23 protein-coding genes and 1 pseudogene are annotated in these 24,637 nt (G+C 52.7%); 2 read left to right on the top strand and 22 right to left on the bottom strand.

The genetic code is table 11. The features are described 5' to 3' along the window. Positions 1-21 precede the first annotated feature (21 nt). From PSTEL_RS13715 to PSTEL_RS28475, 11 genes and pseudogenes are all read right to left on the bottom strand, one after another. Positions 22-303, bottom strand: a pseudogene (locus PSTEL_RS13715) (VWA domain-containing protein); the annotation flags it as partial. A 229-nt stretch (positions 304-532) separates the two neighbouring features. Next, entirely contained in the window at positions 533-1,423 is an 891-nt protein-coding gene (locus tag PSTEL_RS13710; protein WP_052098465.1) for a sugar phosphate isomerase/epimerase family protein, read from the bottom strand. Positions 1,424-1,452: 29 nt separating this feature from the next. Next, complete coding sequence (locus PSTEL_RS13705) at positions 1,453-2,268, bottom strand: carbohydrate ABC transporter permease (RefSeq protein ID WP_038696093.1); 816 nt, start codon at positions 2,266-2,268, stop codon at positions 1,453-1,455. A gap of 35 nt (positions 2,269-2,303) precedes the next feature. Further along, entirely contained in the window at positions 2,304-3,185 is an 882-nt protein-coding gene (locus PSTEL_RS13700; protein ID WP_038696091.1) for a carbohydrate ABC transporter permease, read from the bottom strand. Beyond that, the gene (locus PSTEL_RS13695) at positions 3,185-4,540 is read right to left on the bottom strand and encodes an ABC transporter substrate-binding protein (protein ID WP_038696089.1); all 1,356 of its coding nucleotides are present in this window, start codon (positions 4,538-4,540) and stop codon (positions 3,185-3,187) included. Before PSTEL_RS13695 ends, PSTEL_RS13700 begins: the two co-directional genes overlap by 1 nt. 114 nt (positions 4,541-4,654) lie before the next feature. Next, positions 4,655-5,455, bottom strand: a complete 801-nt coding sequence (locus PSTEL_RS13690) for an HAD-IIA family hydrolase (RefSeq protein ID WP_038700898.1) — start codon at positions 5,453-5,455, stop codon at positions 4,655-4,657. Positions 5,456-5,669: 214 nt separating this feature from the next. Next, positions 5,670-6,248, bottom strand: coding sequence for a glycerol-3-phosphate responsive antiterminator (locus PSTEL_RS13685; protein ID WP_038696087.1), 579 nt, complete (start codon positions 6,246-6,248; stop codon positions 5,670-5,672). A 135-nt stretch (positions 6,249-6,383) separates the two neighbouring features. Then, positions 6,384-6,920: a GNAT family N-acetyltransferase gene (locus tag PSTEL_RS13680; protein WP_038696085.1), complete on the bottom strand. Its 537-nt coding sequence runs from the start codon at positions 6,918-6,920 to the stop codon at positions 6,384-6,386. A 40-nt stretch (positions 6,921-6,960) separates the two neighbouring features. Beyond that, on the bottom strand, positions 6,961-9,324 hold the full coding sequence (gshAB, locus tag PSTEL_RS13675) for a bifunctional glutamate--cysteine ligase GshA/glutathione synthetase GshB (protein WP_052098463.1): 2,364 nt from the start codon (positions 9,322-9,324) through the stop codon (positions 6,961-6,963). Between the two features lie 81 nt (positions 9,325-9,405). Next, positions 9,406-9,756, bottom strand: a complete 351-nt coding sequence (locus PSTEL_RS13670; RefSeq protein ID WP_052098458.1) for an ArsR/SmtB family transcription factor — start codon at positions 9,754-9,756, stop codon at positions 9,406-9,408. 156 nt (positions 9,757-9,912) lie between these two features. Continuing rightward, positions 9,913-10,041: a DUF6254 family protein gene (locus PSTEL_RS28475; RefSeq protein ID WP_245624952.1), complete on the bottom strand. Its 129-nt coding sequence runs from the start codon at positions 10,039-10,041 to the stop codon at positions 9,913-9,915. A 177-nt stretch (positions 10,042-10,218) separates the two neighbouring features. Between PSTEL_RS28475 and PSTEL_RS13665 the strand changes: the two genes are divergently transcribed. Continuing rightward, positions 10,219-10,590 carry an iron chaperone gene (locus tag PSTEL_RS13665; RefSeq protein WP_038696083.1) on the top strand — a complete coding sequence of 124 codons (372 nt, stop codon included), beginning with the start codon at positions 10,219-10,221 and terminating at the stop codon, positions 10,588-10,590. 4 nt (positions 10,591-10,594) lie between these two features. On the opposite strand, the gene PSTEL_RS13660 is transcribed toward PSTEL_RS13665, so the two are convergent. After that, positions 10,595-11,140, bottom strand: a complete 546-nt coding sequence (locus PSTEL_RS13660) for a DinB family protein (protein WP_038700892.1) — start codon at positions 11,138-11,140, stop codon at positions 10,595-10,597. Between the two features lie 69 nt (positions 11,141-11,209). Beyond that, a complete protein-coding gene (locus PSTEL_RS13655; protein WP_038696081.1) occupies positions 11,210-12,157 on the bottom strand; it encodes a helix-turn-helix transcriptional regulator in 948 nt (315 codons plus the stop codon). Positions 12,158-12,241: 84 nt separating this feature from the next. Here PSTEL_RS13655 and PSTEL_RS13650 point away from each other — a divergent pair, with 84 nt between their 5' ends. Beyond that, positions 12,242-12,703, top strand: coding sequence for a MarR family winged helix-turn-helix transcriptional regulator (locus PSTEL_RS13650; protein WP_038696079.1), 462 nt, complete (start codon positions 12,242-12,244; stop codon positions 12,701-12,703). Between the two features lie 84 nt (positions 12,704-12,787). On the opposite strand, the gene PSTEL_RS13645 is transcribed toward PSTEL_RS13650, so the two are convergent. From PSTEL_RS13645 to PSTEL_RS13610, 9 genes are all read right to left on the bottom strand, one after another. Then, a complete protein-coding gene (locus PSTEL_RS13645; RefSeq protein ID WP_052098456.1) occupies positions 12,788-13,246 on the bottom strand; it encodes a hypothetical protein in 459 nt (152 codons plus the stop codon). A 164-nt stretch (positions 13,247-13,410) separates the two neighbouring features. Then, positions 13,411-15,744 carry a histidine kinase gene (locus PSTEL_RS13640; RefSeq protein ID WP_038696077.1) on the bottom strand — a complete coding sequence of 778 codons (2,334 nt, stop codon included), beginning with the start codon at positions 15,742-15,744 and terminating at the stop codon, positions 13,411-13,413. A gap of 80 nt (positions 15,745-15,824) precedes the next feature. Then, the gene (gene kdpC, locus PSTEL_RS13635) at positions 15,825-16,412 is read right to left on the bottom strand and encodes a potassium-transporting ATPase subunit KdpC (RefSeq protein WP_245624951.1); all 588 of its coding nucleotides are present in this window, start codon (positions 16,410-16,412) and stop codon (positions 15,825-15,827) included. 14 nt (positions 16,413-16,426) lie between these two features. Further along, the gene (gene kdpB / locus PSTEL_RS13630; protein ID WP_038696075.1) at positions 16,427-18,454 is read right to left on the bottom strand and encodes a potassium-transporting ATPase subunit KdpB; all 2,028 of its coding nucleotides are present in this window, start codon (positions 18,452-18,454) and stop codon (positions 16,427-16,429) included. 27 nt (positions 18,455-18,481) lie between these two features. Beyond that, entirely contained in the window at positions 18,482-20,149 is a 1,668-nt protein-coding gene (gene kdpA, locus PSTEL_RS13625; protein WP_038700886.1) for a potassium-transporting ATPase subunit KdpA, read from the bottom strand. A gap of 32 nt (positions 20,150-20,181) precedes the next feature. Then, positions 20,182-20,262 (bottom strand): K(+)-transporting ATPase subunit F, encoded by an 81-nt coding sequence (gene kdpF / locus PSTEL_RS28950; RefSeq protein WP_084065071.1) that lies wholly within the window; start codon positions 20,260-20,262, stop codon positions 20,182-20,184. Between the two features lie 222 nt (positions 20,263-20,484). Continuing rightward, complete coding sequence (locus tag PSTEL_RS13620; RefSeq protein WP_038696073.1) at positions 20,485-20,817, bottom strand: hypothetical protein; 333 nt, start codon at positions 20,815-20,817, stop codon at positions 20,485-20,487. A gap of 239 nt (positions 20,818-21,056) precedes the next feature. Continuing rightward, entirely contained in the window at positions 21,057-21,758 is a 702-nt protein-coding gene (locus PSTEL_RS13615; RefSeq protein WP_038696070.1) for a response regulator, read from the bottom strand. Next, positions 21,751-24,453, bottom strand: a complete 2,703-nt coding sequence (locus tag PSTEL_RS13610) for a sensor histidine kinase (protein ID WP_052098455.1) — start codon at positions 24,451-24,453, stop codon at positions 21,751-21,753. The genes PSTEL_RS13615 and PSTEL_RS13610 overlap by 8 nt, the downstream gene beginning before the upstream one ends. Positions 24,454-24,637 lie beyond the last annotated feature (184 nt).

The following is a 24,637-nucleotide window of genomic DNA, read 5'->3' as shown; positions in this document are numbered from 1 at the left end:
GATAGCGGGTTGCTCCGTCGTTTACACCTGCTCAACTCCCAATGATTTGACCAGTTCCGTTAAATCCTTGCCCTTGAGGGCGCCTTCCACCAGAGCGGGCAACATGCCAGGCGTACAGGCGAAGCACGGGGTCCCATTCCTTGTGAGCTGGGTCGCTACCTGTTCGTCGTAAAAAGGCTTGCCTCCGTCCGACAGCGCCCGCAGGCACAGGGTCAGCACTCCCGATTCCCGCATGCGGCGGATTAATCCGGCCTGGCTTCCGCCTTCATATAGATCCGAGATAAGGATGAACAGGGTCTTCTCAAATTAACGACTCCTGTTGATCCTTAGCTTAAATTGGAAGAATCATCTTATCTCAAAGTCTATCATCCTTGCCACAAGTCTTCAATTTTTGGAGAGGTAAGGAAGACTGAGTGGAAGTCCCGGATGGAGTTCTGGAATGGCCTGACAATTGAAAAAGCGGCAGCCAGGGACGTTGGAGAATCGTCCTGGACTGCCGCAAATGAAATGACTATCATATAACTCAGGATTGCTACAGGGAGGCTCTGGTGCCGCTGGTCGCCGACTTCAACTGTGCAGCAGCTGGAAACTGACGCCGCAGACTGGCCAGCCTGGCTGCAGAGGATTCGAGGTCTTCCGCCTTCCGCAGCTCGAGTACCCACTCACCTGCGTACCCGCATGCCGAAAGCTGGGCGATCATCGCTTCAAGCGGAACCGTCCCACCGCCGAGACCCAAATGCTCATCCGCTTCACCTCTGTTGTCACTGAGATGAAGCGCCACCATGTGGGGGAGGGCTTGCAGCAGCTTAATCAGACATTGGCCGTTCCCTGTCATATGCGCGTGGCCGGCATCAAATACAATGCCGATTCTGGAAGAGCCAACTTCACGGATGATATCGAGCAGAAAATCCGGTTCCACGCCGAACATGCCGGGATAAGGCGGAACATTCTCAAGAGCAATCACAGTCCGGGAGCCTGCGGTAAGTTCCAAGATGCGGGCAAGGAATCCGGCAATGCGCATCCGGGTTTCCCTGCTGCCCCGGCCGAATCCGCTACCCTCATGCGTGTCGCTGCTGTCCGAAGCTCCAGGATGCAGAACGACATATGAGCATCCGAGCCGGTCCGCCAGCCGCAGCGTCTCCAGCAGCACCGCTTCCGAAAGCGCCGTTTCGGTTCCGTCCACGGCAGCAGGGTTGCAACCGGCGATCGGCGAATGCAGGCTCCAACTGATTCCGTAGCGTTCACCCGTACGCTTCAGCTCCTCCACCCTGTCATCGGACCAGCCCAGCAAATCCCCATGGCTTCCCTCACACATGATCTCAATCCGCCGCCAGCCTTCGGCCGCCAATTTCTCAACCGCTTCTTCCAGTGCGACGTCGATATAAGCATAAGTCGAAACAGCGAAGTCCCGATCTCCCGTCATTGCAATCCCTCCCTGAGTTTGAATGTCGTTTATTTGATGCCCGAATGAATGAAGCTGTCGATGAATTGGCGCTGGAACAGCAGAAAAATGGCCAGCAGCGGTGTAATAACCAGCAGAGTAGCCGCGCTGACCTCGGTCCACTGCACCCCTACCTCAAATGACTGGGCGAAGATGGACAAGCCTACTGTGAGCGGACGATTCTCCACCGAATTGGTGACAATCAGCGGCCAGAGGAAATTATTCCACTGGTAGCTGATCGAGACGAGTGCAAACGCCACATATGTAGGGCGTGAAAGCGGAAAATATACTTTCCATAACACCTGCCACTTACTGCATCCTTCCATCAGAGCGGCTTCTTCCAGCTCGAATGGGATTGTCTTGAACATCTGTCTTAGCAGAAAAATGCCGAAAGCCGATGCCAGATAAGGAAGCATGATGCCTAACTTCGTATCAAGGAGCGACAGATCTTTCAAAATGTTATAGTTGGGGAAAATCAGCACATCCGCCGGGATCATAATCTGGATCAGAAACAGCAAGAACATAATGCCGCTGCCGGCGAACGGCACACGGGCGAACGCATAAGCCGCCATGGTCGAGCTGAGCATCTGCACAGCAAACACACAGACAACGATCAGCAGCGTATTCAGGTAATATACGGCAAACGGGGCCGCAGACCAGACGGTGGAGAAATTCCCCAGCGTAAAGTCGAGCGACCAGAATCCTGACAAGGCCGCCTTTCTCGGGCGGAACGCCGTTACCGACATCCATACGAGCGGAACCAGCCAGACCGCAGCCATTAGCAGCATCATCCAGTTTCCGATTTTTGTCCCCCATTTCAGCGTCATGGTTCCTCCTTTCTTCCCGAGTTTAGGGCCGAGATTCAGTTGTAGTGAATTCTCTTGTCTAGTCCGAAGAACTGAAACGCCGCAAAGAGGAGCAACAGGCCGATCATCACCACGGTCAGCGCCGACGCCATTCCCTGATCCCAGAAGCTGAAGGCCGTCTCATAAATATAGTAGAGCAGCAAATTGCTGGCGTTATTGGGGCCGCCCCGGGTCATAATCATAAGGTGATCGACAAGCTTGAAGGCGTTGGTTAATGCGACAATACTGACGAACAGCGTGGTTGGCATCAGCAGCGGGAAGGTGATTTTTCGAAAAACCGTGACTCTTCCCACGCCGTCCATCTGGGCCGCCTCGTACAGATCCTTCGGGATGTTCTGCAGGCCCGCCAAATAAAAAATCATGAAGTACCCCGCTTCCTTCCAGATGATCATAATGATCATCGCCCACTGAACCAGCCCCGGAGAACCGAGCCAATTCAGGTCCGAAAGACCGGCTGCGTGCAGAAGACGGCTGAATAATCCGTATTCCGGTGTGTAAATGAACAGCCAAATATTCGCCACCGCAATCATCGGAATCAGGGTTGGATAGAAAAAGGCGGTCCGCAGCAGCCATTTGCCCCGCAGAGCCTTGTTGGCAGACACCGCCATCAGGAGCGCGAGGGCGATTCCCGCAGGAACCGTCCCCAGCGCAAACCAGATGTTATTGGACATGACTTTCCAGAACACTTCATCAGCCGCAAGCCTGCGGAAATTGTCCAGACCGGTGAATATGGGCTCCGGTACAGCCAGATCGGCCTGGTACAGACTTAGGCGCAGTGTAAGAAAGATCGGATAAAAGGTGAACATAACGAGAATGACCAGCGAAGGCAGCAGCAGCAGCCAGGCAAACCCGTTCGTTCTCCACCTGTTACCGGACATTATTTATTGAAGGACGCCAGCGCCTGATCGGCTTCGCCCTGGGCTTTCTTGAGCGCTTCAGTTGGAGTCAGATCACCGGTCAGGGCAGCCTGAATGCTGTCGCTCAGAATTTTCATGACTTTACCGTTGTTATGAGTAGACAGCTCGGCCGCCGCATATTGCAGCTGATCGCGGGCTACAAGCGCCGCCGGGAACTCCTCGGCGTACTTCTTCATCTGGTCCGTCTCATAAGCCGACTTGCGGACAGCAATATAACCGGTATCGATGCTCCACTGTGCCGCGCGCTCGCATTCCGTCATGAACTTGACGAATTCCCATGCCGCCTGCTGCTTCTCTGCCGAAATATCTTTGAAGATATAGAAGTTGCCGCCGCCAGTAGGGCTGCCGTACTGTTTCTTCGCCGGCAGGAAGCTGACTCCGAAGTCGAAGGTGGCGTTCTTCTTCACATTCGTCAGATTGCCTGTCGTGTGGTACATCATGGCCGTCTTGCCCTCCAGGAAGTCTGACGGCACGGTGCTCCAGTCCGTTGCGCCTTCCGGAATGGCCTTGTATTTGGCTGCCAGATCGACCCAATATTGCAGACCCTCCACGTTCTCCGGCGTATCGAACATCACTTTTTTACCGTCGGAAGTCATCAGATTATCCCCATTTTGCAGCGCGAAGGTCTGCATCATCCAATAGGCGAAGCCGGTAACCGGAATTTCCAATCCGAAGCGTCCATCCTTATTCAGCTTAACTGCATATTCCTGCAATTGTTCCCAGTTCTCCGGGCCTTTCTCCGGGTCCAGCCCCGCTTCCTTGAACATATCCTTGTTATAGTAGAGCACGATGGTGCTGCGCTGGAACGGAATACTGTATGTATGCCCCTCCGTCTGAGAATTGGCGAGAAAGGCCGGATAGAAATCCGACAAATACTGCTCGCCGCCTTCTTTCTGGACGAAATCATCCAACGGAATGATTGCGTTCATATCCAGCAGGCTGAACAGCTCGGTTGACTGCAGAACCGCCACATCAGGCGGCTGTTTGGCCTGCACACCGGCTTGTGTCTTGACGGCCGTATCCGCGTAGCTGCCCGTATAGACTGGAGTGACTTTGATATCAGGATGCGCAGCTTCGAACTCTTGCGTCATCGCTTCAATCGTCGCGGTCAGCGGTCCACCAACGGCAATCGGATAATAGAAGGTAAGCTCGGTCTTCTTCCCGTCCGGCGCAGAAGTCTGCTTATTGTCGCTTGCGGTTTGACCCGCATCGGCAGCACCGCTTGCCCCTTCCGTTCCGCCATTGTTGCCTCCACAGCCTGCCAGCAGGGACATCCCCACTACGGTTGTCAGCATTACTGTGTTCCATTTCCTCATCATCCTAATCTCCTCCATTAGCGTATAATGAGCGGAAGAGTTCGTCCTCTGGACTACGCCTTCCACTTTACCAAACCTGTTTGTTCCAATCGTTAGTCCAAAGTAAAGCTCCTGTTAAATTATCGAGTCTGTCCCGGCGGCCGTCGATAGCAGCTCGTCCAGCGACTTCCAGACATAATCGGGCTGGACCGGGTACGCAGCCAAGTCATCGAGAGAGGTGACTCCGCTGAGCACAAGCGCGGTATGCATCCCGTGACTGGCGCCGAACTGAATATCGGTATCCAACCGGTCCCCGATCATCAGGCAGCGCTCGCTTCGTGCTCCACTCCATTCCAGTACTTTCTCGGCATAATAAGCCGACGGCTTGCCGATGACCTCCTGCACCTGAACGCTTCCCGCCGATTCGATCGCCTTCACCATAGACCAGGTATCGGGAAGGAGATCGCCTTCAACCGGACAGCACGGATCGGGATTGGCTGCAATCAGGCTAGCGCCGGCACGGACCGCCCGCATTGCCCGGTGAAGCTTGTCATAAGTGAACTCCCGGTCCATGCCGACCAGCACATGCGTCGCATCCAGCGGATCATCCGTTACGGCGACACCCTCGCTCTCCAGCTCGAACCGAAGCGCGCGTTCACCCGAGACCAGCACCCGGACAGGGCCATCCAGCTCCTTAAAATACACGGCCGATACGTATCCAGCCGTCACAACCTCGTTGATATCCGCAGTGAGTCCGAGCAACCTCAGCCTGCCAAGGCATTCAGCCCGTGTACGGATCGCCGTGTTGCTGAGAAATCGCAGCTGCTTATTCAGCCTTCGTAAGTGAAACAGCGTTGTCTGCACGCCGGGCAGCAGGGCGTCACCGATAAAGACGGTTCCGTCCAGGTCGAAAAAATAAGTCTCGTAAGATAGCATGTCCGGCAATGAATGAGCAGCCTCCTTTGGCGACGGCGACAAAAAAAGCCCATTATCCAGCATTAAGAAGCGGACACGGCGCATCGCGCCGACCGTTCTCGGTACTGCATAAGGGCTTTCTCCTCGTCTCCGACCCTATAATATGAAATTGATAGAGATTTCATCTGACTTCCTAACTATAGCCGGGCCGTGTCAACACGATATTAAGGCCGTGTTAAGCATTTGCAAACGTATGCCATAAATTTTTGTTCCCCATTGAGACGGCTGAAGCCCCTGCGCGCAGCGCCGTTTCAATCTCTTCATGATCCTTGATCAGGCCGCCGGCAATGATCGGAAGCGAAGTGCCCGTGCTAAGCTCGCTGATCACTCTGGGGATCAGTCCCGGCATCACTTCAAGGGCATCCGGACGGTTTTGCTGTACGGTGTGAATTCCATGCTCCAGTGCGGAAGTATCGATCAGGAAGAGTCGCTGAATCGCCTGCAGACCGCATTTTTTGGCCTGCTTGACCATATGGCTCTTGGTGGAAATGATACCGGTCGGGTTCACTTTGCCCGCGATATATTCCATAGCGACTGCATCGTTGCCGAGCCCGGCAATGAAGTCGACATGCAGGAACACCTTTTTGCCGCTCCGTAGCGCTTGTCCTACATAATCCTCCACCGTGAACAGATCGCCGGTCAGCAGAAACAGTATCGGCCAGTCGCTGCGGCAGGCTGCAGCCAAATCTTCAGGCTTGCGCACGGCGGGGATAATCGTACGTCCTTCGCTTCCCGCGAAGAGTCCGTTCTTCATCGTCTAACCTCCCGTATCGGTTTCCTGCTATTGTAACAACCGATTATCAGCGGTGGATAAACGCCGCAGATTCCGGGAGGAGAAACAGCAAACAGCCTGCAAGCCCAGATGAATCCGGCTTAGCAGGCTGTCTGTTCACTCATTAGGGTTGATAATCGCCAGCACCTGATGATCCTCCCACACCCCGTTAATCTTAACATTGCTTCGGGCGATGCCTTCCTTGTGGAATCCGGCATTCTCCAGCACGCGGATTGAGCCGGGATTCCGGGGAGAGGCTTCGCCAGTGATCCGGTGGAACTTCAGCTCCTCGAAGGCATAGCTTACCACCTGCTTCACCGCTTCCGTCATATACCCCTTGCCGTTATAATCACGGTCCAGGCTGTATCCGACCATGCAGCTCTGCAGCGGTCCCCGCACCACAAAGGACAGCCCGATGCTGCCAATAATCCGGTCATCCTCCTTGTGACAGACGATGAAGTTATATTTCCGGTCCTCGTCTCTGTCGGCCCTGGTCTGATTAATGATTTGCAGCTGGTGCTCCACGGTATAGAAATCATCTGGTATGCTTGGCGAGAACTTCTCAAAAAACTCCCGATTGCGCTTGTACATGGCCGTCAATTCTTCAGCGTCTGCTTCCTCCGGATACCGGAAATATACACGTCCCTCCAACATCTGCACCATCTCCACCTAGTAATATATTGAAATTATTATATCATAGGATGGCTTCTCCACTTATTGTGCCTGTGGTTCCGAACAGCAAATCAAGAATCTTCTCGTCCGCTCTCCGGTTCTTGCCCTGATAAGGGTAGCAATGAATATGAATGGCAGGATTGAAGTTGATTTCAATAACACTGTAGTTATTATGCGCTGCCTCTTTGGTGACATCTTCGATCATCATGTCAACTCCGCAGATCGCGGCTCCGGCAGCTTTAGCCGATTTCAACGCGATCTGCTTGTAGCTGTCCGGGATTTGATCTGTATAATCAATACTATCTCCGCCCGTGCTAATGTTGGAGTTCTCTCGCAAGTAGACAATTTCACCTAATGCCGGAACATCAAACGGACTTTTGGATTGATTGCTCAGGAACATTTTCTCTGCCTCGCCTAATTGAATTTGCTCGAGCGGGGTTTTATAGCCTTTTCCCCTTAATGGATCTTTATTTTTCTCATGGATAAGCTGCTCAATCGTATGACACCCGTCCCCGGCTATATTGGCAGGCACCCGATGAAGAATCCCGACAACCTCATCCCCCATGACAAGGAACCGGTATTCTTTGCCTTTAATAAATTCTTCAAGCAGGACCGTCCGATCATATTTGAATGCCATTTCCAGCGCATGCTGATACTCCTCTTTAGTAAAACTGTTGGTGAATATCGTGATGCCAAGCCCGAAATTCGTGGACTTCGGCTTAATGACAATTTTCCGCTGCCGATATTCTTCATACTCCTGCATGGCCTCCTGTAGGCTCCGATAAGCTTTTCCGCCTGGAACCCGAATGCCGTGCCGCTCCAGTACTTCTTTTGTGACGATTTTGTTCTCCATAATCAACACTGTACTGTATGAATCCAACGAGGTTTTGGTGGCCTGCTTGACATACTCCGTATGATCGCCTTTCGTCAGAGCCACAAAATGATCCTCACGATCGATGAGTTCAATGCGAATCCCGCGCTTAACCGCGGCTTTTAACAAGAGCTGGGTCGATAATTCCAAATCCTCATAACCGGCAAATGTGTATCCCGATTCGAGACTATGTTCTGAATACCGCTTGGCTCTATCCAAATGATAGTCCAGGTAAGATGACTGCTCAATTTCCGATCTGATGATTGAAGCGTAGCTGAGATCCGGGTTAACGATCATTTGCCGGATATGCTCAAGCAGGTCAAAGAGCGTCTGATCATCCGGTTTTAAGATGCGTATCATGTCTTGCATTTCATCGAGAATGGCTAGGGCTTTGTCTTCCATGCTTACGAGGTTGTTCTGATCGTTCAGTCGTCCTTGAAGACCTTCCAGCATTAGCGTATCTACAGCCATGTCCGCTTGCTGCTGCGCGATCGTATCGAAGGCTTCATCCGGTCTCACCAGACAGTACACCAGAAATAAATGGATGAACCGCATCATCTCAATGCTGATCCCGTTCTTATAGAGCGGGTTAATATCAAACATGCGCAGTTCCAGATATGACGCCCCTTGTTCAACAAGCGCTTGAAGCGGATCGCCGCCTTTTGCCGGTTTTAACCGGACCGGGCTATAGAACTCTTTTGCGCTCAGTAATTCCTTCGAAACGACTAAACCTCTTAAATCCCGCACATATTCTTCAATGGACTGATGAGAAACGTAGACAGGCTTTGGATTGCGATATCCGCAAATGCTATTGCGAAGCGAGTTCATGTTGGGAAAGAAGCGGCTGTCATGATCCAGTGAATGGCTTAGGGAAACGCATGGCTCTATATAAGTTTTATTAAAAACAGGACTGGCTCCTGTCAGGTATATAAGCAACCAGCGGTATTTCAACACATGCCGTGCAACCTTCAAATAGATGCCGTCCTTGAATTTCTTGTACCCGTCATTGCTGCCTGATGCTTCATATAGCTTCCTCAATAAGCTCTCACTAAACGAAAAATTGTAATGGATGCCGCTGAGCAGCTGCTTTTTTCGTCCATATTTATGTGCCAGATTGCTCCGATACGTATTCTCTGAAAGATCCTCCATGTTGGCTATGGGAATATCCTCTTCGCGCGGAAGGACGGGGGGATTGCTGCTGGTCCATAAATACTCTCCGGTAAGGCTCAATTCTTGCATCACGATATCCTGCAGGGCTTCAAGGAAACGGTAGGTCTCTTCGATGGAATCGAAGACGGGCGTGATCATTTCCACCTGGCTCTCCGAAAAATCCGTCTGGATGTACGGGTTCTCCATTTTGCTGCCAAACGCTGCCTTATGTGGGGTTAGCGCAAGCTTACCTTCTTTATCGACCCGTGCACTTTCTTTCTCAAGGCCGAATCGACCCATGAAAAGCTCTTCGTTCAAGTGATTGTCGATAACGGTCTTTAATAAATCCAGCTCCAAAGACTCCATGTTGATCCCTTCCTTCGCTTCTTTTTCCTTATAATCAACTTTTTTTGATTAATTGGGCAAATAAAAACCCACGTTGTGGGCTTATGAGCAGCAACCGTTGCTGAGGTCGTCTGCCTTCCGGAACATACAGCATAGCTCGGGTGACAGCGTCCGGTTTAGTTCTGCGTGATTCAGCTCGTAAAAGCTCCATGTTCCTTTCGTTTCCTTGATGATTAGACCGGCATCCAGCAGTATTTTCAAGTGATAAGACAGCTTGGACTGCGGCATATTCACAATGCTCACCAGCTCGCATACACAGACGTTCCCCCTCTGAGTTAGCTCATACATAATTTGCAGCCGTTTTTGATCGGCTAACGCTTTGAATGTGGCTTCATAGCCGGCAAAATCAACAGACTCTGGAGATTGTGAAACCACCGCAAGCTCTTTAGCCATCTTGACACCCCCTGTTCCCTAGCAATTTGTTTGTGATTCTGAACATCACTGTGCATAATCAATTTATTTTGATGAATAGATCGTATCATGCTCTGCTGGAATATTCAAGCACCATACAAAAGACTGCCGGCATTTCGCCGACAGTCTTTCGCTTGCTTATACCGTAGTATGCTTCTCCTCATATTCGCCGGACAATTCCTTAAGCGATTTGATTTTACCATGGGGATGCTGGTCTTGCTTCCGTGACTTCCAGGCAGCTTCATTCCTTCTCTTCTGGTGAGCCATCTAAGAATCCTCCTCTGGATGTTGAGATGTATACTACTTCGTTATGTTGTCATTCCTGTGCCCTCTTCATTCACCCAGTTGCAGTCGAGTTATTGAGAGTTGTGGCTGCCGTGGTAAGCCGGGCATTTCATTGATATACTAAGTCTGCATCTTTGTACGAATTGAGGAGGTAACAACATGGAAGTTTTTGCATCGTATTTAGCACAGATTGAGCATCCGGAGCATCGGGCGAGAACGGAAGACGTATTGACTTGGGTATCCGAGAAATTTCCCCATTTAGTTCCCAAAATCGCGTGGAAACAGCCCATGTTTACCGATCACGACACCTTTATTATTGGCTTTAGCGTATCCAAGCAGCATATGGCTGTTGCCCCTGAAAAAGCGGGTATAGCCCGTTTCTCTGATGAAATTGTGCAGTCGGGCTATGATCACACCAAGGAGCTGATCCGTATCCGGTGGGAACATCCGGTTGATTTCGCATTGCTTGAGAGAATAATCGAGTTTAATATTCGTGATAAGGCGGAGTGTTCAACCTTTTGGCGGAAATGATAAATCAATTATTCTGAGCTATGAGCTCTTGTTTAAGCCGGTCCAATTGCAAGAAGTGATGCCGGTAATGCATTTCGATCAGCAAAAACCACTCTGTTGCGGTTAACGCACCGAGCCTTGGATGAAGAACTTTATTGCTTTCGGATGCCTGGCCTAAGGCGGGCTCTATACGTTTCATCCGCTCCGCTACAGCACATAGCCCCTCCGTAATCTGTGCCTTGCTCTCCGGCTGACGCGGGGTGTATTGCGGCGAAGCCGGGACCCGAATCCGTACAGGCGGAAAGCTCCCCGATTCGAATGCCGCTCTCCCATTCTCCGTTTTATCTGCTGTTGAGAACAAGCTCGCATCGCTTCCGGTCAAACATTGGTCGACATTGTGCAAATGCATGAACTGCGCCGATTGAATCAGATGCATATACATTTGCCCGATGGACCACTCCTCTTCGCTCTTTTTTTCAAGCAGCTGCTTCATATTGAGGTCATCCAGTTCGGTTAAATACCGCTCTACACTCGCTTCAAAATCGTGCAGCGCTTCCGTTGTACTTCTCATCATTCACACAACTCCTCCATCTATAAGGGATTTATTCCAATATATAAAACCGCTGCTGACAACTGTGTGTCAGTAGCGGTTCACAATTTTTATGGCCTCTTCCCGAATCCGGCTGCGAAAAGACTCCGGCTCCAGCACCTCGGCATCCCCGCCCCATCCCAGGATGTACGGCAGCAGCTCCTCCGGCCGCCTGACGCGAAACGTAACCAGATGACCATCTTCCATCACCTCGGTTTCTTCCCAATAAAAATGGCATGTCTCGGCGACTTTATCCGCAATTTCGGGGCTTACCCGAATCTGCACCCGAATATGGCGATCATCCGGCGGGCTGTAACGGCTCAGATTAAAGCCGGGCGGCATGGCAAAGCGCCCTTCCAGCACGGCAAGCTCTGTCATCCGCGACAATCGAAAATGGCGGATATCCTGACGCAGGTCGCAGCGTGCGACCAGCATCCAGTTCCCTTGAACGAGCGTCAGACCATATGGTGCGACCTCCCGTTTGTTCAACCGATTGCCACCCGAATCCGGCGAATGCTTCAAATACGTAAAGCTTAATTTGCGCCGTTCCAGAATCGCGCGCCTGACCTGTCCGAGATAGTCCTTCTCCTTCTCGCCAGTCGCCGGCTCACGGGCTTGAAGCAGCCGCATCGTTTCCCGAACGCGCTGCGACTCGGCGCGCACCGGCTCAGGCAGAATCGCTTCGATTTTGCGCCGGGCTGCCTTGGCCACATTGCCATATTCGGCATCCAGCTTCTGCCCGATGAAATCCGTCCCCAGCAGCAGGGCTACGGCTTCTTCTGCAGTAAAGCCGACCGGCGGCAGGAAGTATCCTTCCATTAACGAGTATCCCTGTCCGGGAGCCCCGATAATGGGAACCCCCGCTTCGCTCAATGCTTGAATATCGCGGTAGATCGTCCGCACGCTCGTCTCGAATTGAGCAGCCAAATCCTCCGCCCGAACCATCCTGCTGCGCTGCAGCTCAAGCGTTATGGCAAGCTGCCGTTCGGTTTTGTTCATTATCGTATCCTCCGCGCTGTCTTGCTTGCTATAATTGCATTATGCAATTAATTGGATTATAAAATAAGGAGAGGTGAATTCACAATGGAAAATGCCCGCGAGCTTTTTCAAATCATGACAAGACGCTTTGGGCTGCTGAATAAGAAATGCTGTACAATCGGCGGCAGTGACATCTCTCCCGTTCAAAGTCACATCCTGTACGAGGTCGATCGTCAACAAAGTCCTTCGATGCAGCGAATTGCCGAGACGCTCGGGACAGACATCACTACGTTTAGCCGGCAAGTTCAGTCGCTTGTAAAAATGGGCCTCGTCAATAAAACCCCGGACCCGTCCGACCGGCGGGTGTATACGCTTAGTTTAACCGATCAGGGGAAATATGCGGCAGCTGCGATCGACCGGCAGATGAATGACTATCTGGATGAGGTCTTCTCGTATATGAGCGATTTTGAGAAAGACATGGTCTTGCGTTCGATTCAGCTCATGAATGAGGCTATGGCCAAAACGGGCCGCTGCTGCCGCCCTATCAAAGATGAATGCGGATTGTAGAGAGAACTGGAGAAGCTGTTCAATTGATTTGCAAAAAGAACCCGGCAGACTGTCTTTACACGGTCACCAGGTTCTTAAGAAGATTTACATCAAGGAGCGCGTCCGGCGTCTGGAGCGGAGAATGAGGAACAGCGAGCATATCAACACTGTTGCGAATATGGCGATGCCAGCCGCTTCTGCATTCATTTCCACTTCCGGATTAAAGAAGGTGTAGGCTTGATAGAACGACACGCCGTAAGCGAGCAGGACAATCAGCCAGCCGATGGCGCGCAGCGAGGATTCGCCTGCTCTCTCCGTGTGGCGGATCATACGGAATGTAATCAGACCTCCAAGGGTGTCGGTGATCATCATGCCAAGCATGAAGACGACTCCCAGCACAATCGGCAAATAGGTGGACTGAGTGCTTGCCGCAAGTGCCCACACCGAAGTTTGGCTGATCGTTTCGGCTGCCAGCGCAAAGAGGGCTCCCACCAGAATGATCATTAGCGGGTTCGTGGTTCCGCCGGATATTTTTCCGAAGATGGCGCCTTTGAGCCCTTTCAACTCAAAATTCCGGCGCTGACCGGAGGATCGCAGCAGTTGAGTCGCCTTCCAGATTGATTTTGGTCTGCATAATAATCCTCCGTTTCTTGAGTCCCAATAATTAGTGGAAAAATCATATGTTTTTTACAAACTATCGAAAACCGGCTTCTATCCGAGCATCCATTCTACCTTGCCGGCTCTGTGACGTTCGGGTCGAAATCAGCAACGATCAACATGTCCATATGCCGCGCATTCCGGAGCAGATAGTGAACTAGACTTTCTTTGAACCAGGAGAGCCACAGAGGCTTGCGTGACTGTCCGATAATAAGCTGGGTTGTATGGAGAGCGTTCATCCGGCCCAGCAGTTGACGGTTGATATCTACTCTGCCCTTGACTTCGGTGATCTCCATATTGCCTCCAAGCCGCTCGGTTAGCAGGCGAAGGGCATCGAGGCGCTTCCGCTTCTCTTGCGTCAATTCCGCTCCGCAGTGCACATAATGCACGTACCATTCCGCCTTGAGGCGATGAGCGATCCGAAATCCGCGGCGAATGAGCCGCTCCGCGCGGGCGTCCATATCCACGCAGACGAAGATAACCTCCTGCCTGCTCCATGCCCCCCGAAAGGCGGAGTCCCGGTCCCATGCTTCCAGCCGCTCATCCACATCATCGGCGATTTCTCTTAGTGCCAGCTCCCGAAGGGCGATCAGATTGCCGATTTTGAAAAAGGATTCCAGCGCCTGATTCACTTTATCCGCCGCGTAAATTTTCCCCTCCCGCATCCGTTCCTGGAGCATTTGCGGAGTAACGTCGATCAGCTCCACTTCATTCGCCATTTTCAGTATGGCATCCGGCACCGTCTCCCTGACCCGTACGCCCGTCAACTGGGCGACCGCATCGTTCAAGCTCTCCAGATGCTGCACATTCACTGTTGTAATGACGGAAATCCCGTTCTCCAGCAGGTTGATCACATCTTCATACCGCTTCCGGTTTCGGCTGCCTGGGACATTGGTATGCGCAAGCTCATCGACAAGCACAACCTCCGGATGCCGCGCAATGATCGCTTCGGTGTCCATTTCCTCCAGTACGGCGGATGTATAAGCGATCTTGGCCCGTGGGATAACCGGCAATCGCCCGATCTGTTCCTGTGTCTCCTTCCGCCCGTGTGTTTCCAAGAGGCCAATCATCACATCGATGCCTTTATTCAGAAGCAGGTTTCCTTCCTGCAGCATCTTATAGGTTTTGCCCACTCCGGGAGACGCGCCGATATACACCTTGAGCGTGCCGTGGCGGATCTTCTCAATCTTCTTCTGCATCTCTTGGCGGGTCAGACGGTGAAAGGGTTCTTCAGGGCTTTTGGCCCCGGGTTTGATAGGAAGAATGCGCTCCCCTTCCCGCTCCGCACGGTCTGCCATCAGGAACACATCGATGTTCCTCGTCTTGCGCAGCACGCGGTTGGCGATAGAGCCCTGCCATTTTTCCTGCCAGCGGCTTTTATTGGAGTGGCCCATCACGATTCTTGTCACCTTATTGCGGATCGCGTAGCGCACGAGCAGTGTCGGCATCTGGCGAATATTGATCAAAGGCAGCTCTTCGAATCTCGCATCCACACGTTTGACCAGCTTCGTGATTGACTGCTTGAAGGTTATCTGCTCTTTGCTGAGCGGCTTGCCCGGCTTCACAAAGGTTACGACCATTAACTCTCCGTTCAGCCGTTTGGCGATTTGCTGCCCTCTTCTTACATATAAAGAGCCGTTCCAATGATACTGGGCGGAGACCAGGATACGCTCGATGGCCCCGGAAGGTCCGATTAATCCATTCTCATCCCGGTGCTTCTCCAGAGATTCGTTGACGCCCTCTGCCACGAGACGCAAGGCCGCTTCGCGAAGCACAGCCAGATTTCCTCTGCGCGACAGGGCGGGATGAGCTGATTGGCCGAGCACTCCTTCTTCAATCCGCGTCAGGATCGTCTCCGGCGAGACGTCGATCAGGCGCACTTCATCCGCGAGCTCCAGCGTATCCAGCGGGACTGTAACCTCTGACCTGATACCCGTCTTCTGAAAAATGGCTTCACCTGCTCCTTCCAGCTCGTAGACATTGACGGTTGTAATGACACTGATGCCGTTATTCATCAAGAAGCGGATGTCCTCGAGCCTTGTGCGAAAGCGTGCACCCTTCCGGTTGCGATGGGCGAGACCGTCGACCAGCAGCACCTCCGGATTCCGTTCAAGCAGGACTTCTACCGGGAGATCCTTTTGCTCGATGCCATCCCTCCACCAATGAATACTCGGCACACTCTCCAGGTCTTGAAGCTGCTGGACGGTCTCCGCCCGCTTCATTGTCGATACGGCACTGTATACAACATCGATGCCTTGCTGCTTCAGTTGCCTGCCCTCCTGGAGCATATGATACGTTTTGCCCGATCCGCTGACAGAGCCGATTATGATCTTCAGCCTGCCTCGCTGCAGCCGGGAGATCGATTCCAGAATTTCATCTGGCGTCTTGCGTTTATACGGCGCCATTCGACTCTTCCCCCTTATTCATATCCGAACGGCAATCGGCCCTGTCTGCTCATGTAGGCAGACAGGGCTTATGCACTTCATTAATGCTTGTTCGCCGGCAATTTCGACAACGCGATGTTCAGCTTCAGCACATTAACATGTTCTTCGCCAAAGAGCCCAAGATCGCGTCCGGCCGTATGCTCCTTCACCAATTGCTCCAGTTGTTCCGCCGGAATTCCGGTCAGGCTGCTGATTCTCGGAATCTGGGCGCGGGCCGAAGCGGGTGAAATATCCGGGTCCAGGCCGGAGCCTGAATTCGAAATGAGATCGATAGGCAGCTGCCGGAGAGGCACATCCGGGTTATTGGCTTTCCACTGCGTAATGGAATCCTGAACCCGTTTCAGCATATCGGGATTGGAAGGAGCGTAGTTCGGTGTACCTGAAGACGCAGCGTTGTAGTCAATGCTGGAGACTCTTCCTTGAAAATATCTCGGCGAGGTGAATGATTGTCCGATCAGCTCGGAGCCGATCAGCTTCTTTCCGTCGTAGATCAGGCTTCCGTTCGCCTTATGCGGCATTGCTGCTTGCGCAATGCCCGTTACCGCCAATTGATACACGAGTATAAGAACCATGAGCAGGATGCTCGTTCTGACTGTTATGATAATCGTCTTCATGGCTGTAGTCTTCATCTATTGGTCATCTCCTAAACCATAAATTGAACGAGCAGGTCGATCAGCTTGATGCCGATAAACGGTGCGATAATTCCGCCCAGGCCGTAGACCAGCAGGTTGCGGCTCAGCAGCCGGGATGAACTCATCGGCTTGTAGGCGACTCCCTTCATCGCCAGAGGGATCAGCAGAGGGATTATGATGGCATTAAAGATAAGAGCCGACAGGATGGCCGACATCGGCGAATGCAGCCCCATAATGTTCAGCACCTTCATCTCGGGAATCGCCACCATGAACATTGCGGGAATGATGGCGAAATACTTGGCGATATCGTTCGCAATGCTGAATGTCGTTAGCGCTCCGCGCGTCATCAGCAGCTGCTTCCCGATCGACACAACCTCAATGATCTTCGAGGGGTCGGAATCCAGATCGACCATGTTGGCCGCCTCCTTGGCCGCAACCGTCCCGCTGTTCATGGCGATCCCGACATCCGCCTGCGCCAGTGCCGGAGCATCATTCGTTCCATCGCCTGTCATGGCGACCAGCTTCCCTTCCGCCTGCTCGCGGCGGATAACCGCGATTTTATCCTCCGGCTTGCTCTCGGCGATAAAAGCGTCCACACCCGCCTCCGCGGCGATCGTCGCAGCCGTCAGCGGGTTGTCGCCCGTACACATGATCGTCTTGATGCCCATCTTCCGCATCTGATCGAAGCGTTCTCTCATCCCCGGCTTGACGGTATCCTTCAAATAAATCAGCCCGTATATCGTCTGATCCACGGCCACCGCCAAGGGTGTGCCTCCAGCGGTGGCGATAGCGTTGCTGTTCTCCTGCAGCCCGGAGGGAATGACGCCTCCCTGATCCGCTACCCACATCTTGACGGCATCGACCGCACCTTTTCTGACCTTCCGGCCATCCTTCAGATCAACGCCGCTCATACGGGTCTCCGCCTTGAATTCGATAAAGTCAGCGCCTTCCGCCACACTCTGGGGGAACGACAAGCCCTGCTTGTTCAGCAGCTCCAGCACGGAGCGGCCCTCCGGCGTCTCGTCCTGAACCGAGCTGACTGCGGCCCATACGCCCACTTCCTGAGCGCTGTAATTGCCGACCGGAACGAACTCGCTGGCCATGCGGTTGCCGTAAGTAATCGTGCCCGTTTTATCAAGAATAATGGTGTTGATATCGCCCGACGCTTCGACAGCCTTGCCGGACATCGCCAGCACATTGAACTGGGTGACGCGGTCCATCCCCGCAATCCCGATTGCGGACAGCAGTCCGCCGATCGTCGTCGGGATCAGACATACGAGAAGTGCGATCAGGACGGGAACCTGAAGCTGAATACCCAGATAATCGGCATAGAACGGCAGAGTGATCACCACAAGCAGAAAAATGATGGTCAAACTCACCAAAACGGTGTTCAAGGCGATTTCATTGGGCGTCTTTTGCCGTTTGGCACCCTCAACCAGCGAAATCATCCGGTCCAGAAAGGACTCGCCGGGATCGCTGGTGATCCGCACCTTGATCCGGTCGCTGATCACCTTGGTTCCACCGGTAACCGAGCTGAAGTCGCCTCCCGCTTCCTTAATAACTGGTGCAGACTCGCCGGTAATAGCCGATTCGTCAACCGAAGCCAAGCCCTCAATAACTTCGCCGTCGCCGGGAATCATCTCGCCCTGGATGACAACGACCACGTCGCCTTTGCGCAGCTCGGTGGAAGGCACCTGCTTGACGCCCTGTCCGGTTATTTTGTTAGCCATAATCTCTTTCTTGGTCTTCTTAAGCGAATCCGCCTGCGCCTTCCCTCTTCCCTCGGCCAGTGCCTCCGCAAAGTTGGCGAACAGCAGCGTAAAGAGAAGAATGAGAGCGACGGAAATATTGAAGCCCGTTGATACGCTCACGCCGAAGGCATCCGGCACGAACAGCAGGAACACCGTGATTAGAAATCCGGCTTCCACGACGAACATAACGGGGTTCCGCAGCATAATCCTAGGATCAAGTTTAATAAATGACTGTTTGACCGCCTGACTCACAATATCACGCGTTAACACGCTTTTACGTTTGCTCATACGATTGTTTCCTCCATCCGGGTAGCTCTATGGTTTCAGCGTCAAATATTCGGCAATCGGTCCGAGTGCAACGGCCGGGAAGAATGTCAGCGCTCCTACAATGAGGACCGCTCCGATAAACACGGTTCCGAACAAGGCGTTGTCCGTCCGGAACGTCCCCGCTGTCTCCGGTACACTCTTCTTGGACGCCAGAGAGCCAGCAACTGCCAGCATTGTTATGACGGAGAAGTAACGTCCCAGGAACATTACGATGCCAGTGGATATGTTCCAGAACGGATTGGCGTCTCCAAGCCCTTCGAATCCTGATCCGTTGTTAGCAGCAGCGGATGTATATTCATACAGAGCCTGAGATAATCCGTGATAACCGGGATTCGAGATCGTATCTGGATGAGCGTACAGCGCCAGGGCGGTAGGCAGCAGGATCAGCAGCGGGTTAATGATCAGCGTAACGGCAATCAGCTTCATCTCCTTGCCCTCAATCTTCTTGCCGAGAAACTCCGGCGTCCGTCCGACCATTAGACCGGAGAGGAAGACAGCGATCATAGCGTACATCAGCACGTTGATAAATCCGGCGCCCACCCCGCCGAACACCGTGTTGAGCATCATATTGCCAAGCGTAACCAGGCCGCCGAGAGGCGTCAGTGAATCATGCATCGTATTGACCGCGCCCGTCTCTGAGGCTGTCGTTACGACCGAATACAGAGCGGATTCGGCTACACCGAAACGCACCTCTTTTCCCTCCATGGAGCCTTGATTATGCTGAACGCCCATCGCGTTGATCACCGGGTTGCCTGCGTTTTCGCTCGCCAGAGATGTGCTCAGCAGAACGATCAGCATCACGATCATGGATACGAAGAGAACGCGGCCCTGCTTCTTGTTGCCCACCATTTTGCCATAGGTGAAAGGCAGTGAAGCTGGCAGCAGCAGCATCAGGATAATCTGAATAAAGTTGCTCAGCCCGCTTGGATTCTCAAAGGGATGCGCCGAGTTGACGCCGAAGAATCCGCCGCCGTTATTCCCGAGCTCCTTGATCGACAGGAACGAGGCCACAGGCCCTCTGGCAATTTCCTGCGCTGCTCCCTCTAGCGTGGTTGCCATTGCCGTTCCATGCAGCGTCTGCGGGACGCCCATCGCGACGAAGACCAGGGCAAGCACGAAGGATATCGGCAGCAGGATGCGGGTAATGCAGCGGATCATATCGGCGAAGAAGTTGCCCAGCGGCTTGCCCGAAAGCCCGCGAATGAAGGCGATGGCGCCAGCGAGTGCGGATGCCGGAGCGGCAAACATCATGAAGACGATGGCAATCATTTGGGATAAGTATGACAGGCCGCTCTCGCCGCTGTAATGCTGCAGATTCGTATTCGTCATGAAGCTGATCGCCGTATTGAAGGCAAGCGTCGGTTCCATCGACTGAATTCCGCTTGGATTAAGCGGCAGCACGCCCTGCAGACGGAAGATCAGATAGACGAGCAAAATCATAACGGTGTTGCTGAGAACGAGCGCTATCGCATATTGCTTCCACGTCTGGTTCTCCTGCCGAATGCCCCCTATCTTGTAGAGCGGCTTCTCGATCCATCCGAACCACCGGTCAAGCCCCGTTGCTTCATAATCGAACACCTTCGCCATATACAGCCCCGCAGGACGCGCCAGCAGAAAGGCTATTAATAGAGTTACTGCGATTGCGAGATAAGAAATCATGGTCACTGGAAATCCCTCCTGGAGTTACCCTAAAAACGTTCCGGATTAATAAGCGCGTAGGTCAAATAGAGCAGAAGTGCGGCGATGACGACGAACAATCCCCAAATCATCAGCGTTCGCTCCCCTCTTCACCCGTGCGGACTGCCCATCGTTCAAGTCCGATCATGAGCAGGACGAGCACGAGCAGCGCGGCAACCATGTAGACATCCAGCATGGAATTCTTCCTCCTTGTTATTCTTGCGTATGGTTTCTTTATGGGATTAAGCGTAGCATTTCCGTCATTAATTCAGGATTAGAATCTAGCGGCAAGAGATTAAGATCGCATTAAGATTTCAAAAATACACTTCGTCCCCCAGCACCTGATTGGCAGCCTGAATAAAGCCCTGATAACCTCCGTCACCGTCTTTGCGGTGTGGCAGCGCCATTCGCAGTGTATCCTGGGCCATCGCTTCGTTGAATTCGTAACTGGTAAGCAGCAATTCCATAATCCGTTCCGCAGGCACACCTTTGGCAAACTGCTCGGCCGCCTGATAGACGATACGATCTTCATAGATTCCGCCTTCGGTCAGCTTATCGAAGTACCGTTTATCCCAGAATTTTTTGACCAGATACAGAAACACCACAATCAGCGCAATTATACCCGTCAGCTTAAAAAATCCATTCATCTTCCTCTCTCCCCTGTTATCTACATGATTACGGCATTCAGCGTAACACTCCGGCCGTTAGTTTAGGATTAGAGTCTGGATGAATGGAATTAAGATCGCCTTAAGATCGAAGCAGCTCAAACTCCATGCCAAAAAGACCAGGCTCTAGATGAGCATGGCCTCTTAGTAAGATTCGATGTAACCTCAAGAGATTCGATATAAATGTAATAATAGCTTATGACTAATCGGCCTTATTCGCCTTAGTCGCCGACCTGAATCATACGGTATCCGATTCCGATATGGGTCTGAATCAGCTTCGGATGCGCAGGCGTGACTTCAATTTTTTTGCGCAGCGTCGCCATAAATACGCGAAGCGCCGGGACATCGTAAGGATGATTGCCCCAGATGGCATGCAGGATATAATTATGCGTCAGCACTTTGCCCACATTTTTGGCCAATAAGCATAGAAGCTTGTATTCACTTGGCGTCAAATGAATTTCCTCATCGTCCAGCCAGACGCATCCCGCCGAATAGTCGATCTTAAGGGGACCGTTCACGAAGGTGGATGCATCCTTCATCAGCTTCTCGCTGTCATAGCGGATTCGCCGCAGACTGACGCGAAGTCTTGCCAGCAATTCTTCCACGCTGAACGGCTTGGTCAGGTAATCGTCCGCGCCTGCATCCAGCGCCTCGATCTTGTCGCGGTCCTCGCTGCGGGCGCTGACTACGATAATGGGCAGGTTCGACCAGGCCCGCACTTTCCGGATGATATCCACTCCATCCATGTCGGGCAGACCCAAATCCAGGATCATCAAATCCGGCTGCCGGGATACCGCCTCGATGATCGAGGCTTCGCCCGTCTCCGCCGTATGATACCGATAGCCCTGGGTTTCCAGTGTAGTCGTGATCAGCTTGCGGATCGGTCTGTCGTCCTCCACGACCAGTATAAAGGGTTTATTCATACACATTCACCTCTGCCGCCTGTAGGGTAAAATAAAACACGGCTCCTCTTGGAACCTGATCTCTGACATTTATCGTACCGCCATGAGCGTTGACAATAGATTTGCACAGAGAAAGACCAAGGCCGAGGCCCCGGCGCCCGTCCCCGCGAATATTGTTCGCCGTATAGAACATCTCGAACAGACGGGTTTTCGTATCATCCGTAATACCGGGCCCGTCGTCAGCCACTTCAATATTCACCCATCGCCCCTCACGCCTTGCCGAAATCCTGATGCGGGAACCAACCTGGGTGTAGGTTATGGCATTGTCCACCAGATTGATCAGCACTTGAATAATGAGGCGGGGGTCCATCCGGGCCATGAGCAGTTCATCTTCCACATCCGTCTCAATGATATGCTTCTCTCGGTTACGGTTCAAATGAAGCAGAGCTTCGGAAATGACTTCATCGACCAATTCCGCCTGCAAATTCAAGTGGATCGAATCGTTCTCGATCCGGCTGATGGAGAGCAGGTTCTCCACCAGATTGATCAGCCACATCGAATCGTCGTAAATATCTGTATAGAGGCTTGTCTTCTGCTCGTCGCTCAGCACGCCGGAATTTCCGATAAGGATTCCCGCATTTCCGGTGATGCTCGTAAGCGGAGTGCGCAGATCATGGGAAATGCCCCGGAGCAGGTTGGCTCGCAGCTGTTCCTGCCGAATCTGCATCGAGATCTCCTGCTGCTTCTCGTTAAGCCTGTCTTTCTCAAGAGCCAGTGCGCATTCCCCGAGCATCGCAATCAATAGACTTTTCTCAAAAACGTCCAGCGGCTCTTCCTGCTCCATTACGACTCCGGCAACCGCAAAGACCGTTTCTCCGCCGCGCACGGCATGATACAGGCAGCGGGCGCCGAAGAAGGTATCCGTAGTCGCACCGGCGCGTTTGTTATTGGTATAGACCCAATCGGCGACCGCCCGTTCATTCTCATCGATATAGATGTCCGGAAGGCTGGACAAATCGTTCTTGAGATAGATCATCGGCTTGGAAAGCCCAACATCCGAAGCGGTATAGAAAATAACCGTCCGGTCCAACAGCTTCACCATCTGCCGCGCTGTTTCGCCGACAATCGCCTGAAAGTCCTGGGCCTGCTGCAAATTCCGGCTTGTCTCAAGCAGAACCTCTGTGCGGTAAGCCTTCTGCGCGGATTGGCGCGCTTGATCCCGCACCCGCATCGTCAGCGTGCTCGTCAGAAAGGAAGCCGCCAGCATGACAAGGAAAGTCACCGGATAGCCGGAATCGTACACTCTCAGCGAATAATAGGGCTTCGTAAAAAAGTAATTGAACACCAGCACGCTCAGTAACGAAGACACTACGCTGTACAGCCGTCCTTTCGTGATCATCGCATTGAGCAGGACGCCGAGTATATACACCGTAATGATATTCGCTTCTTTTACTTCCAGGTATTGAAAGTCAAGTCCGATCAGGGTACAGCCAGCGATGATGACCGCTGTCTTGCCTAGGTCGGCCGGAGACAGACGGAGCGGCTTGGAGTGCCTCGATAGCTTTCCTGAACCGGCAGGCTGCTGGTACGGAATGATGTACGTCTCGACACCCGGCACGAGCGCCGTCAATTTATCGACCACGCTTGCTTTTGCGAACCCTCTCTTTTTATTAGGCGAGCGGCCCAATACAATTTTGGATACCTGGCTGGTCTTGACGTATTCCGCAATCTGGGCGGGAATGTCTTCGCCATATACGGTTGCAATCTGGGCGCCCAACTGTTCCGCCAGTCTCAGATTGCTTCTCAGCTCTTCTTTGTTCTTGGCGCTCAGCGCCATCGTCTCCGGCGTCTCTACGAATAATGCGGTGAAGCGTCCGTGAAAGGCTTCTGCCATTCTCGCCGCCGTACGGATTACTTTCTTATTGGACTCCGCCGAAGAGAGGCAGACCAAGATATGATCCTTAGTATCGTATTCATTTCTGGAAGCCTGCTCGCTAATTTGGATCGCGATCCGGTTCAGTTGGCTTGCGGTGCTGCGAAGCGCGATTTCGCGCAGAGCAGTCAGTTTTTCCCTGGTGAACAGCACCTCTGCGGCCCGCTGCGCTTCAATATCGGGATATATCTTGCCTTTATTCAGCCTGTCGATCAAATCATCCGGTTCGATATCGACCAATTTCACCTGATCCGCGCTGTCAAATACGCTGTCCGGTATACGTTCCTGAACAGGGAATCCGGTTATTGCGGCTACAATATCAGCCAGGCTCTCGATCTGCTGTACATTGAGTGTCGTATAGACATCGATGCCTGCCCGGAGCAGCTCCTCCACGTCCAGATACCGCTTCTTGTGACGGCATCCCGCCGCGTTGCTGTGAGCCAGATCATCCAGCAGCAGAATCTCGGGCCCTCGGCTTAGCGCGCGATCCAGGTCAAATTCATGGACGGGGCTTCCCTGCCCGGAGAGTATCCTTGGCGTCAGCTGCTCCAGACCTTCAACAAGAGCGGTCGTATCGGGCCTTGAGTGAGCGTCAACGAAGCCTGCAACGACATCGATTCCGTCTTTATGTTCCTCCTGGGCTGCGCTCAGCATGGCGCTGGTTTTGCCGACGCCCGGCGCATAGCCGATAAATATACTCAGCTTCCCCCGCCCTTTGGCTGCTGCGGGCTGATCATCCAGCCGCACGGGCTGGACACCGCCGTACTTTTTTTTCGCTGTCATCTTAAGCCCGCTTTCCGCTATCCTCATTACACTTCTAATAAGTGTTAGTATAGCATGTGCAAAATCAGCATCGTATTACAAGTTTCGGCCTGACATTAAGATTGCATTAAGACGCGATTGCTGATGTGCTGCCTCGGCAGAACAGAACAAAGCCCCTGGATATCCAAGGGCTTACGTCTTTTGA

Source organism: Paenibacillus stellifer (genome assembly GCF_000758685.1).
Taxonomy (GTDB): Bacteria; Bacillota; Bacilli; order Paenibacillales; family Paenibacillaceae; genus Paenibacillus_AQ; species Paenibacillus_AQ stellifer.
Note: the sequence above shows the minus strand (reverse complement) of the source record. Positions and strands in the feature narration are given on the sequence as shown.

Excerpts from the sequence above, each read along its gene's own strand:
- PSTEL_RS13650 (WP_038696079.1), top strand. The coding sequence starts at position 12,242 with ATGGAAAATGCCCGCGAGCTTTTTCAAATCATGACAAGACGCTTTGGG.
- gshAB (WP_052098463.1), bottom strand. The coding sequence starts at position 9,324 with ATGGAGTCTTTGGAGCTGGATTTATTAAAGACCGTTATCGACAATCAC.
- kdpF (WP_084065071.1), bottom strand. The coding sequence starts at position 20,262 with ATGATTTGGGGATTGTTCGTCGTCATCGCCGCACTTCTGCTCTATTTG.
- PSTEL_RS13690 (WP_038700898.1), bottom strand. The coding sequence starts at position 5,455 with ATGCTATCTTACGAGACTTATTTTTTCGACCTGGACGGAACCGTCTTT.
- PSTEL_RS13665 (WP_038696083.1), top strand. The coding sequence starts at position 10,219 with ATGGAAGTTTTTGCATCGTATTTAGCACAGATTGAGCATCCGGAGCAT.
- PSTEL_RS13660 (WP_038700892.1), bottom strand. The coding sequence starts at position 11,140 with ATGAGAAGTACAACGGAAGCGCTGCACGATTTTGAAGCGAGTGTAGAG.
- PSTEL_RS13695 (WP_038696089.1), bottom strand. The coding sequence starts at position 4,540 with ATGAGGAAATGGAACACAGTAATGCTGACAACCGTAGTGGGGATGTCC.
- PSTEL_RS13710 (WP_052098465.1), bottom strand. The coding sequence starts at position 1,423 with ATGACGGGAGATCGGGACTTCGCTGTTTCGACTTATGCTTATATCGAC.
- PSTEL_RS13610 (WP_052098455.1), bottom strand. The coding sequence starts at position 24,453 with ATGACAGCGAAAAAAAAGTACGGCGGTGTCCAGCCCGTGCGGCTGGAT.
- PSTEL_RS13670 (WP_052098458.1), bottom strand. The coding sequence starts at position 9,756 with ATGGCTAAAGAGCTTGCGGTGGTTTCACAATCTCCAGAGTCTGTTGAT.
- PSTEL_RS13685 (WP_038696087.1), bottom strand. The coding sequence starts at position 6,248 with ATGAAGAACGGACTCTTCGCGGGAAGCGAAGGACGTACGATTATCCCC.
- PSTEL_RS13700 (WP_038696091.1), bottom strand. The coding sequence starts at position 3,185 with ATGTCCGGTAACAGGTGGAGAACGAACGGGTTTGCCTGGCTGCTGCTG.
- PSTEL_RS13680 (WP_038696085.1), bottom strand. The coding sequence starts at position 6,920 with ATGTTGGAGGGACGTGTATATTTCCGGTATCCGGAGGAAGCAGACGCT.
- PSTEL_RS13655 (WP_038696081.1), bottom strand. The coding sequence starts at position 12,157 with ATGAACAAAACCGAACGGCAGCTTGCCATAACGCTTGAGCTGCAGCGC.
- kdpB (WP_038696075.1), bottom strand. The coding sequence starts at position 18,454 with ATGAGCAAACGTAAAAGCGTGTTAACGCGTGATATTGTGAGTCAGGCG.
- PSTEL_RS13620 (WP_038696073.1), bottom strand. The coding sequence starts at position 20,817 with ATGAATGGATTTTTTAAGCTGACGGGTATAATTGCGCTGATTGTGGTG.
- PSTEL_RS13615 (WP_038696070.1), bottom strand. The coding sequence starts at position 21,758 with ATGAATAAACCCTTTATACTGGTCGTGGAGGACGACAGACCGATCCGC.
- PSTEL_RS13705 (WP_038696093.1), bottom strand. The coding sequence starts at position 2,268 with ATGACGCTGAAATGGGGGACAAAAATCGGAAACTGGATGATGCTGCTA.
- PSTEL_RS13640 (WP_038696077.1), bottom strand. The coding sequence starts at position 15,744 with ATGGCGCCGTATAAACGCAAGACGCCAGATGAAATTCTGGAATCGATC.
- PSTEL_RS28475 (WP_245624952.1), bottom strand. The coding sequence starts at position 10,041 with ATGGCTCACCAGAAGAGAAGGAATGAAGCTGCCTGGAAGTCACGGAAG.
- kdpC (WP_245624951.1), bottom strand. The coding sequence starts at position 16,412 with ATGAAGACTACAGCCATGAAGACGATTATCATAACAGTCAGAACGAGC.